At 62.3% G+C, this 10,358-nt stretch carries 11 protein-coding genes; 6 read left to right on the plus strand and 5 right to left on the minus strand.

Annotated features, from left to right (window positions below; genetic code table 11):
* Position 1: 1 nt before the first annotated feature.
* Positions 2-676, minus strand: a complete 675-nt coding sequence (locus H145_RS22015; protein ID WP_019949579.1) for a sugar transferase — start codon at positions 674-676, stop codon at positions 2-4.
* A gap of 132 nt (positions 677-808) precedes the next feature.
* Between H145_RS22015 and ispE the strand changes: the two genes are divergently transcribed.
* Entirely contained in the window at positions 809-1,630 is an 822-nt protein-coding gene (gene ispE / locus H145_RS0118140; RefSeq protein ID WP_019949580.1) for a 4-(cytidine 5'-diphospho)-2-C-methyl-D-erythritol kinase, read from the plus strand.
* A gap of 13 nt (positions 1,631-1,643) precedes the next feature.
* Here the strand turns inward: ispE and H145_RS0118145 are convergent, their stop codons facing one another.
* The 3 genes from H145_RS0118145 to tgt form a co-directional block, all read right to left on the minus strand.
* Positions 1,644-2,567 carry a DMT family transporter gene (locus tag H145_RS0118145; protein ID WP_019949581.1) on the minus strand — a complete coding sequence of 308 codons (924 nt, stop codon included), beginning with the start codon at positions 2,565-2,567 and terminating at the stop codon, positions 1,644-1,646.
* Positions 2,568-2,777: 210 nt separating this feature from the next.
* Entirely contained in the window at positions 2,778-3,854 is a 1,077-nt protein-coding gene (locus H145_RS0118150; protein WP_019949582.1) for an LptF/LptG family permease, read from the minus strand.
* A 169-nt stretch (positions 3,855-4,023) separates the two neighbouring features.
* Positions 4,024-5,154: a tRNA guanosine(34) transglycosylase Tgt gene (tgt, locus tag H145_RS0118155; protein ID WP_019949583.1), complete on the minus strand. Its 1,131-nt coding sequence runs from the start codon at positions 5,152-5,154 to the stop codon at positions 4,024-4,026.
* Between the two features lie 139 nt (positions 5,155-5,293).
* Here tgt and H145_RS22020 point away from each other — a divergent pair, with 139 nt between their 5' ends.
* The 3 genes from H145_RS22020 to rsmG all read left to right on the plus strand — a co-directional run bounded on the left by H145_RS22020 (position 5,294) and on the right by rsmG (position 7,788).
* Positions 5,294-6,409, plus strand: a complete 1,116-nt coding sequence (locus H145_RS22020) for a glycosyltransferase (protein ID WP_071595242.1) — start codon at positions 5,294-5,296, stop codon at positions 6,407-6,409.
* Positions 6,400-7,014 carry an RNA polymerase sigma factor gene (locus H145_RS0118165; RefSeq protein WP_019949585.1) on the plus strand — a complete coding sequence of 205 codons (615 nt, stop codon included), beginning with the start codon at positions 6,400-6,402 and terminating at the stop codon, positions 7,012-7,014. Before H145_RS22020 ends, H145_RS0118165 begins: the two co-directional genes overlap by 10 nt.
* Positions 7,015-7,167: 153 nt before the next feature.
* Positions 7,168-7,788 carry a 16S rRNA (guanine(527)-N(7))-methyltransferase RsmG gene (rsmG, locus tag H145_RS0118170; protein ID WP_019949586.1) on the plus strand — a complete coding sequence of 207 codons (621 nt, stop codon included), beginning with the start codon at positions 7,168-7,170 and terminating at the stop codon, positions 7,786-7,788.
* Between the two features lie 83 nt (positions 7,789-7,871).
* Here the strand turns inward: rsmG and H145_RS23065 are convergent, their stop codons facing one another.
* Positions 7,872-9,149, minus strand: a complete 1,278-nt coding sequence (locus tag H145_RS23065; RefSeq protein ID WP_157541780.1) for a MutS-related protein — start codon at positions 9,147-9,149, stop codon at positions 7,872-7,874.
* Between the two features lie 219 nt (positions 9,150-9,368).
* Between H145_RS23065 and H145_RS24540 the strand changes: the two genes are divergently transcribed.
* Together H145_RS24540 and H145_RS0118185 are read left to right on the plus strand one after the other, a co-directional pair.
* Positions 9,369-9,755 (plus strand): hypothetical protein, encoded by a 387-nt coding sequence (locus H145_RS24540; protein WP_019947012.1) that lies wholly within the window; start codon positions 9,369-9,371, stop codon positions 9,753-9,755.
* Positions 9,752-10,327, plus strand: a complete 576-nt coding sequence (locus H145_RS0118185; RefSeq protein WP_240471662.1) for an IS630 family transposase — start codon at positions 9,752-9,754, stop codon at positions 10,325-10,327. Before H145_RS24540 ends, H145_RS0118185 begins: the two co-directional genes overlap by 4 nt.
* The last annotated feature ends 31 nt before the right edge of the window (positions 10,328-10,358 follow it).

The following is a 10,358-nucleotide window of genomic DNA, read 5'->3' on the forward strand; positions in this document are numbered from 1 at the left end:
GTTAGCGGGAAGTTGAGGAATCGGAAGGGGAGGAATCGGAAGCAGAAGAAGCCGGCGTGCCGGTGAAGGCCGCGGCCGTGGCCTGGCCGGGGGCGGCCACGCCCCGCGCCCCGAGTACGCGGGCCACGGTGCGCCCCAAAATGCGCAAATCCAGCCAGAAAGACAGATTATCGACGTACCAGACATCAAAGGCGAACTTCTGCTCCCAGCTGATAGCGTTGCGGCCGTTTACCTGCGCCCAGCCCGTAATGCCGGGCCGCACGGCGTGGCGGCGGGCCTGCTGGGGCGAGTACAGCGGCAGGTACTGCACCAGCAGCGGCCGTGGGCCCACCAGGCTCAGCTCGCCGCGCAGCACATTCCAGAGCTGGGGCAGCTCGTCGAGCGAGGAGGCCCGCACCCAGCGGCCCAGGCGCGGCAGCCGCGCGGCATCGGGCAGCAGCCGGCCGCTGGCGTCGCGGCGGTCGGGCATCGTCTGGAGCTTGTAGAAGGTGAAGATGCGGCCCCACAGGCCCGGCCGGGGCTGCCGGAACAGCCAGGGCCCGCCGTTCTGGATGGCCAGCGCCAGCGCCACCGGCAGCAGCAGCGGCGCGACCAGCAGCAGGGCCGGGGCCGCCAGCGCCACATCGAGCAGGCGCTTGCCGCGGCGGGCGTACCAGGAAGAAGGGAAGGCAGACATCTTTTTGGGCGGCAAGCTTCAAGCCGCAAGCTACAAGCTTATTTTAGCTACAAGCTGCAAGCTACAAGCCGCAAGTGACGTCCAGACATAAGCTTGCGGCTTGTAGCTTGCAGCCTGTAGCTAAATCCAACTATGCTCGTCTTCCCCAACGCCAAGCTCAACCTGGGCCTCTACATCACCGGCCAGCGGCCCGACGGCTTCCGCAACCTCGAATCGGTGTTTGTGCCGCTGCCCTGGGCCGATGCCTTTGAGGTGCTGCCGGCAACTGCCGGGGCCGAAACCAGCCTTCAATTCAGCGGCCTGCCCATTCCGGGCGCGCCCGAAACCAACCTGTGCCGGCGGGCCTACGAGCTGCTGGCCGCCGATTTCGACCTGCCGCCGGTGCAGCTGCACCTGCATAAGGACGTGCCCATCGGGGCCGGACTGGGGGGCGGCTCGGCCGATGCCGCCTTTGCCCTGAAGGCCATCAACAGCCAGTTCGAGTTGAAGCTGACGCCCGAGAAACTCGAAAGCTACGCCCGCCGCCTGGGCTCCGACTGCGCCTTTTTTATCCGCAACGAGCCGGTTTTTGCCTACTCGCGCGGCGACATGTTCGACGACTTCACCCTCGACCTGCGCGGTACGCCCTGCCTGGTGGTGTACCCCGGCCTGCATATCAGCACGGCCGAGGCCTACGCGCGTGTGGTGCCCCGCACCCCGCGCCACGACCTGCGCCAGAGCCTGCAAGCGCCCGTGGAAACCTGGCGCGAAACCGTCGGCAACGACTTCGAAGAGGCCTTAACTCCGGTTTATCCGGTGCTGGCCGAGGTGAAGGCGCAGCTCTACGCTGCTGGGGCCACGTATGCCAGCCTCTCGGGTTCGGGCTCGGCGGTGTACGGGCTGTTTCCGGAGCTGCCGCAGGCGCCGGAGCTGCCATGGCCGACGGGCTACACGGTCTGGAGCGGGCAGCTGTAACGGGGCCTGTATCTTAGCCCAGCACCGGGTTGCGCCTGAGCAGCCGGCGCTTGTCCCAACGGTCGAGGACGGGGTGGATGAGCACGCTGGTGAGGATGATGAGCGTGCCCACGTAGAAGCCGGGCGAGAGTTTTTCTTCCTCGAAGCCCGCTATGCCCCACGAGTACAGCAGCACAGCCATAATGATGCCGTACACCGGCTCCAGGTTGATGGTAAGGTTGACCACGAAGGCCGAAATGCGCTTCATCAGCTCCACCGAAGTCGAGAAGGCGTACACCGTGCACACGCCGGCCAGCAGCGCCAGCCACAGCCAGTCGTAGCCGTGCAGGGCCAGTTGCAGGCCCCGGCCGTTGCTGAAATAGTGGCTGTAGAGCGGCAGAAACAGCGCGATGCTCAGGCAGGCGCCTGCCATTTCGTAGAGCGTGAGTTTCAGGGGCGGGTGCTGCTTCACCAGCCTGGAGTTGATGACGCTGAACAGTGCCGACAACCCCGCCGAAATAATGGCCACGCCCAGCCCCAGCAGCTGCCCCAACTCGGCTTGCGACACGATGTAAAGGCCCACCATCGTCAGCAAACCCAGCCCTACCTCGTAGCCGCGCACCTTGCGCCAAAGAATCAGCGGCTCCAGCAAGGAAGTCCAGAGGGCCAGCGTGGCCATGCCGGCCAGGCTCACGCTCACCGACGCCAGCCGGGCCGAGAGGAAGAACGTAATCCAATGGGCCGCTACCAGGGCGCCCACGCCCAGCAGCCGCGCCGCGTCGGCAGCCGGCAGGCGCCAGGGGCGGCGGCGCACCAGCAGCAGCCCCAGCAGCCCCAGGCTCGCCAGCCCCGTGCGCCAGAACACCAGCTCCACGGGCGGCACCGAAATCAGCTTGCCCAGAATAGCCGTGAAGCCCCAGAGCAACACAATAAAATGCAGGCGCAGGTAGTCTTTCACAAGGTGATTTGGTGAGGTGGTGATTTGGTGAGTTTGACGTTCGGATTACCTGCTGGCGCGGGTGGGGAAAGTGAAAGATGAAAAGAACGTCATTCAGAGCGCAGCGAAGAATCTCGCTTGGAGTCGTTATAACGGTTGTCGTTCAACAGTAGCCCGCAAGATTCTTCGCTGCGCTCTGAATGACGTTCGTATTTCACCTCACTAAATCGCCTATTGCGGTATCACCCGGTAGAGCACAGCGCCGATGGCGGTGAAGACGATGCTGGGTACCCAGGCGGCCAGCAGGGGCGAGAGGGTGCCCACGGCGGCCAGGTTGCGGCTCAGAATCACGAAAATGATGAACACGAAAGCCAGCACGAAGCCCAGCGCAATCTGCCCGCCTACGCCGGCGCGGCTCTTGCGGGCGCTCATAATCACGCCGATGACCGTGAGGATGAACATGGCGTAGGGGTAGGCGAACCGCTCGTACTTCTCACTCAGGTACACCTGCGTATCATCGGCGCCGCGGGCTATTTTGGTGTCGATGTAGCGGTTGAGCTCGGGCAGCGTCATCGTTTCCTGCAGGCGGTAGGTGCTGGCGAAATCCTTTGGAAACAGGTTGAGCGTGGTGTCGCGGGGGGGCAGGCTCTTGAGGCTTTCCTTTTCGCCGCTGAAAGTGCGGAGCAGCTGGGGCGTCAGGTGCCAGGCCTGCTTGGTCGAGTCCCAGCTGATGGCTTCGGCCGTGAGGCGGCGCTTGAGCACCTGCCCATCAATGGTTTCGAGCGCGAACTTGTAGCCCACGTTGTTCACGTTGTCGTAGCTCTCCATGAACGCGTAGTCCTGGGGCCCGATTTTGAAGTGCACGTTGCGCCCGCTGAACCGGTAGGGGTTCTTGATGTATTTCTTCTCGAACTCGACCCGCGTTTTGTTGGCAATCGGAATCAGCCAGCCCGTCATGGCCAGCGTGAGGGCCCCCAGAATAGCGCTGCCCATGATGTAGGGCAGCAGAAACCGGTTGAAGCTGATGCCCGAGGCCAGCATGGCCACCACCTCGGTGCGCGAGGCCAGCTGGGCCGTCACGAACACCACCGCAATAAACACGGTGATGGGCGAGAGCAGGTTGGCGAAGTACGGAAACAGGTTCACGTAGTACTCCGAAATAATCTGCCAGGCCCCCAGCTTGTGCTGAATGAAGTCGTCGTTTTTCTCCGTGAAGTCAATCACGCAGATAACCGACACGAGCAACACCACCGTGAAGAAAAACGCGGTGAGAAACTTGGTGATGATGTACTTATCGAGAATCTTCATAAATCACTGATTCACGTTGATTGATCGTGATTTCGCTGATTGTGGATGAATCAGGGCCAATCAAAGTCGATCAAAGCCAATCAGATTAGGGCAAGACAAAGTAAATCAGAACAAAAAACAGAACGTAAGAAATCAGTGAAATCACGGTTAATCAGCGTGAATCAGTGATTTAGAGTCGGGTCATCAGCCGCTTCACCATCACGTCCTTCCACTCGCGGAACGTGCCGGCCAGGATTTGCTCGCGGGCCTGCTTCACGAGCCAGAGGTAGAAGGTGAGGTTGTGGATGGAGGCAATCTGGGGGCCGAGCATTTCCTTGCTGTGGAACAGGTGCCGCACGTAGGCACGCGAGTAGAACGTGCTCACGTAGCCGCCCAGCTCGGCGTCAATCGGCTCAAAATCTTCGGCCCACTTGCGGGCGGCCAGGTTCATGATGCCCTGGGTGGTGTACACGAGGCCGTTGCGGGCGTTGCGGGTGGGCATTACGCAGTCGAACATATCCACGCCCAACGCAATATTTTCCAGAATATTGGCCGGCGTGCCCACGCCCATCAGGTAGCGGGGCTTGTCCTGGGGCAGAATGTCGCAGACCAGCTCGGTCATCTCGTACATCATGTCGGCCGGCTCGCCCACGCTCAGGCCGCCAATGGCGTTGCCCTCGCGGCCCTGCTCGGCCACAAACTCGGCCGATTTCACACGCAAATCCTTGAACGTGGAGCCCTGCACAATCGGGAACAGCGTTTGGGAGTAGCCGTAGTGGCCCTCGGTGCTGTCGAAGCGGGCAATGCAGCGCTTGAGCCAGCGGTGGGTCATGTCGAGCGAGCGGGCGGCGTAGGCGTACTCGCAGGGCCAGGGCGTGCACTCGTCGAAGGCCATCATAATATCGGCCCCGATGGTGCGCTGAATGTCCATCACGCCCTCGGGCGTAAACAGGTGCTGCGAGCCATCGACGTGCGAGCGGAACTTGACGCCTTCCTCCTTGATTTTGCGCGTGTTGCTGAGCGAGTACACCTGGTAGCCGCCCGAGTCGGTGAGAATGGGCCGGTCCCAGCCGTTGAACTTATGCAGCCCGCCGGCCTGCCGGATGATGTCGAGGCCGGGGCGCAGGTACAAATGGTAGGTGTTGCCGAGGATAATCTGGGCCTTGATGTCGTCCTTCAAGTCGCGCTGCTGCACGGCTTTCACGGTGCCGGCCGTGCCGACGGGCATAAAGATGGGCGTTTCGATGGGCCCGTGGTCGGTGTGCACCACCCCGGCGCGGGCCTTGGTCTGCGGGTCGTTGGCTACTAAGTCGAAAGTCATTGGATAAGCTGCAAGCGGCAAGCCCCAAGCTACAAGTGAAGGGCCACAAGAGGAAGGCTTGCAGCTGGTAGCTTGTGGCTTGCAGCTTTTAAACCACAAAGGTACTGCTAATACCTACTTTTACGGCCTGAAAATCTTTATGCTGCTCTCCTATTCTCCGGCCGTTTGGCTGCTGCTGGCGGCCGTGCTGGTGCAGTTCTACTTCGCGCTCTACTACTTCCGGGCCTTCGCCGCGCGCCCGCCCGCCGCGGAAACGCCTGCCGCCGCCGACCAGCCCGTTTCGGTGCTCGTGTGCGCCCGCAACGAGTACGCCAACCTGGAGCGCCTGCTGCCGCTGCTACTGGTCCAGGATTACCCCGCCGAGCTGCTCGAAATCATCCTCATCGACGACCGCTCGACCGACGGCACCGGCGCGCTGGCGGCGCAGTTTCCGGGCGTGCGGCTCGTAAGTATCCGCAGCACGCCGGCCGGGCTGGCACCCAAAAAATACGCCCTCACGCTGGGCATCAAAACTGCCCGCCACGCCCGCCTGCTCTTCACCGACGCCGACTGCATTCCGGCCACCAATCAATGGGTCAGGTACATGCAGCGCGGCTTTGCCCAGGGGGCCGGGCTGGTGCTCGGTTATTCGGCCTACGTGCCCGAGCGGGGGCTTTTAAATAAGTTGATTCGGTTTGAAACCCTGCTCACGGGCGCGCAGTATCTGTCATTCGCTTGGCGCGGCCGGCCCTACATGGGCGTGGGCCGCAACCTGGGCTACACTTCGGCCACCTTCCGGGCCACCAAGGGCTTCGCCTCGCACATCCGCAGCCTCAGCGGCGACGACGATTTGCTGGTGCAGGACGCCGTGGCGGCCGGGGCGCGGGCGGCCATAGTGGCCCAGCCGGGCGCCCACACGCTCAGCGAAGGCGCCGCCACCTGGGCCGCGTGGTGGCGGCAGAAACGGCGGCATCTGTCGGCCGGCCGCCAGTACCGGCTGGCCGATCGGGTGCGGCTCGCAACATTCATCGGGTCGAATCTCTTATACTACTTCGTGGCCGTTGCACTGCTGTTTTCTCCCGCCGATTGGGTACCTTTGGCAACGGTGTGCTTGCTGCGAACCGTGCTCCTGGGGGCCGTTTATCAACAACTCAACCGTCGGCTCGAAGCCCAGCTGCCGGCCACCTGGCTGCCGCTGCTCGACGCCGTATATTTCGTAACTTACCTAGCTCTGGGAATCTCCCTATTCCTTAACCGCTCGCTCCGATGGAAGTAAATCAGGAAAAACAGTTCTCCGCCAAAGCCAAGCACGACTTCAAACTGATTCGGGCCGCGGTGGAGAACAACGACGAAAAGGCCTACGCCGAGCTGATGCAGATTTACAAGAAGCCGGTGTACCACGTCGTGCTCAAAATGGTGCGCAACGCCGACGACGCCGACGACCTCACCATCGAGGCCTTCGCCAAGGCGTTCAAAAACCTGCACAAGTTCAATCCCGAGTTTGCCTTCAGCACCTGGCTGTTTCGCATCGCTACCAACAACTGTATCGATTTTATCCGCAAGAATAAAATCAAAACGATGTCGATTGACTCGGCCATCAAGATTGATAACGGCGACGAAATCACCATCGACTTCCGCGACCAGAACCTGAATCCGCAGGAGACGACCATCAAAAACCAGAAAATCGAAATCATGCAGCACGTCGTGTCGCGGCTGCCCGATAAGTACCAGCGCCTCGTCACGCTCCGTTACTTCGACGAGCTGAGCTACGAGGAAATTGCCACCGAGCTCAAAGCCCCGCTGGGCACCGTGAAAGCCCAGCTCCACCGCGCCCGCGAGCTGCTCTACGACATGGTGAAGGGCAAAAAGGAAATTATCTAGGGAGGAATTACGCTCCCCAGAACGTCATTCAGAGCGAAGCGAAGAATCTCGCGGGCGGGCATTGCAATGGTATTTACTACTGCAACGACCGCCCGCGAGATTCTTCGCTTCGCTCTGAATGACGTTCTATTTCACCCCCGTTTTCACTCCCCGATGAACCTGCTCGACCACTACTTCCCCCACCTCACCGACCAGCAGCGCCGGCAGTTTGCCCAGCTCGAAACCGAGTTCCGCGGCTGGAATGAGCGCCTCAACCTGGTGGCCCGAACCGATGTGGACAACCTCACCGAGCGCCACATCCTGCACTCGCTCGGCATTGCCAAGGTGGTCGAGTTCGCGCCCGGCGCGTCGGTGCTCGACGTGGGCACCGGCGGGGGCCTGCCGGGCCTGCCGCTGGCCATCCTGTTTCCCGAGGTGAAGTTTCATCTGGTCGACAGCATTGGCAAGAAGATAAAAGCCGTGCAGGACATGGCCGATATGCTGCACCTGCCCAACGTAACGGCCGAGCAGACCCGCGCCGAGCAGCTCACGACCAAGTACGACTACATCGTGAGCCGCGCCGTAGCCCGCCTGGCCACCTTCCACACCTGGATTGCCCACCGCTACAAGCCCCGCGCCGAAGCCGCCCCGGGCACCGGCCTCTACTACCTCAAAGGCGGCGACCTGACCGAAGAAATTGCCGAATCGGGGTTGAAGGCTGATGTGGTGAATTTGAGTGACTTTTTCGCCGAGGAATTCTTCGAGACGAAGAAAGTGGTGGTAGTGCCAGCATAACGCTCGTCCGGTCTTGCTACTGGCCGCCTGGCAGATGTGAGGAGCGGCGCTTGGCGCGGGCTACTGTCGCTGCATCGCGCGCTTTAGCCCAACTGATAGTCCTCTCCGGTCAAAGCGTTTGCCGGCACAGGCTCTTCCGGCGTGCCCGATTGCGGGCCTTCAGGTTGCTTCTGCGCCGCCAGCGTGGCGCTGAGCGCCTGCGCGTCGGCTACCACCTGCGCCGGGTAGTGCAGGCGGGCCAGCAGCCGGATAGCGTTGCGCGTGGTGAGCGGGCCGGCCTTGAGGCGGTAGTCGAAGTACCAGTCGTCGGCCGTAACCGTTTCGCAAAAGTGGTATTCGACGTAGCTGGAGTGCAACAACGCGCCCAACTCGCCATCGTGGGTGGCTGCTACCACCCAGCTGCGCGGCTGCAAATAAGCCAGCACGGCCTTGTTAGCGGCGATTCGCTCCCGCGTGTTTGTGCCCTTAAAGAGTTCATCGAGCAGCAGCAGGTAGCTGCCGGGGGCCGCGTCGCAGGCCAGCAGCAGCTGCCGCATGGTTTCGGCTTCAACCAGATAATAGCTCTTGCCCGTGGGCAGGCTGTCGGCCAGAGTGAGGCTGGTGAGCACCCGGCAAAAGGGGGCGCGGTAGGCGGTGGCCGAGCACGTCGCAATCGTCTGGGCCAGCAGCACATTCAGGCCCAGCGTACGCATGAAGGTGGTTTTGCCCGCCATGTTCGAGCCGGTGAGCAGGACTCCCGCCTCGGACAGGGCCAGGTCATTCGGCACGCAGCCCGGCACCAGCGGGTAGTAGCCGCCGTGCAGCCGGATGCCCTCGGCCGCCGGCCCGAAGTGCGGCACGCAGGTGGTGAAGCGCTGGCGGAAGCTGGCCACCGCCAAAGCGCAGTCGGCGTAGCCGACGGCTTCAAACACGGCCCGGATGGCGGGCGCCTGCTGCTGCACGGCCGCCCGGCAGCGGGCATATACCAGTTGGTCGAGCAGCAGCAGCATCTTGAGCGCCTCCAGCAGCCCCATATTATCCTCCACCTGAAAGAACGCCACTCGCCGCAAAACCGACCTCAGCCGGGCCAGGGGCGCCTCCAGTTGCTGAAGCGGCCGCAGGGGCAAGGCCGCCCGATGCAGCGCCCGCCCCGCCCGGTGCAGGCGGCCCAGTTGCATCAGCGGGCGCACTATTCGCTGAATCCGCGTGCGCTGCCAGAAATGGAATACTGAATTGGTGAGAGCAAACATCCCTGTGCCAAGCCAGAGTGCAGGCAGCCAAAAGCCCCCCAGCAACGTGGCCAGCAGCCCCAGCGTGAGCAGCGGCGCGAAGCGCGCGCCGGGCAACGCAGGCAGGGGTTCTCCACTAAGCAAATCGACCAAATATAGCAGTTTCGTAAACGGTTTACCCTGTTGTAGAGACGCGACATTTTGCGTCTCGTCGTTGCTGACATTGCCCAGCGCCTACTGCCGTTCAACGACGAGACGCAAAATGTTGCGTCTCTACAACACAATAGACACACTGTTCGCGAAAGCGCTATATTCACTTGCGTACTATAGCGGTTTCGTAAACGGTTTACCATCTGTTATGGTTGACCAGTGATGAAACCCTACTCGCTCGATTTGCGCACCCGCGTGGCCGCCGCCAGCGCGGAGCCTCACACGACCCGCCAACAGGTAGCTGACCGCTTCGGCGTGAGTTACTCGTTTATTACTAAGTTGCTCGCTCATCAACACCAAACCGGCTCGCTCCAGCCCAAACCCGCTCGTGGCGGTGTCGAGCGCTTGCTCTCGGCCGACGATCAAGCCTGGCTCGTGGCCTATGTGGGGGAGCACGCCGATGCCACGCTCAGCGAGTTGAACCAGGCCTGGCAGGCATATTCGGGCCGGTCCGTGTGCCAGACCTGTATCTGGGATGTGTTGGAGGAGCACAACTTGCGCCGCAAAAAAAAAGCCAGCACGCCACTGAGCGCGACACGCCGCGGGTGAGGACGGCGCGCGCCGCACACGTAGTCAGCGTGTGCACCCGCCCCGACGTGGCCCGCTTCCACTTTCTCGACGAGACGGCCCTGCGCTTGGACTATGGCCGCCGCTATGCCCGGGCTCCGGGCGGGCAACGGGTAGGCGGGGCCAGCCCGCTGCAGCGGGGCAAGGCGCTGACGCTGATCGGGGCGTTGTCGGTGCGGGGGCTGCAGGCCGTGCAAGTGCTGGATGGGGCGCTCAATCAGCAGCGCTTCGCTTGGTACATCACGCAGTGTCTGGCCCCCGGCTTACGGGCAGGCGACGTGGTGGTGCTCGATAATGCGTCCGCTCATAAGCTGAGCGGGGTAAAACAGTGGCTGGCCGAGCGGGGCGTGGAGCTGTTGTTTCTGCCGCCCTACTCGCCCGACTTCAGTCCCGTGGAGCAGGCCTGGAGCAAACTCAAAACCAAGTTGCGCACGGCGCAGGCCCGCACCCGTAAGGCCTTAACCGACGCGCTGCAAGACGCCGTACACTGGATTACCAGCGCCGATGCACGGAGCTGGTTTGACCACTGCGGCTATCATACCACACCCGCCTGAAGTTTGGTAAACCGTTCACGAAACCGCTATA

The organism is Hymenobacter aerophilus DSM 13606 (assembly GCF_000382225.1).
GTDB classification, from domain to species: Bacteria; Bacteroidota; Bacteroidia; order Cytophagales; family Hymenobacteraceae; genus Hymenobacter; species Hymenobacter aerophilus.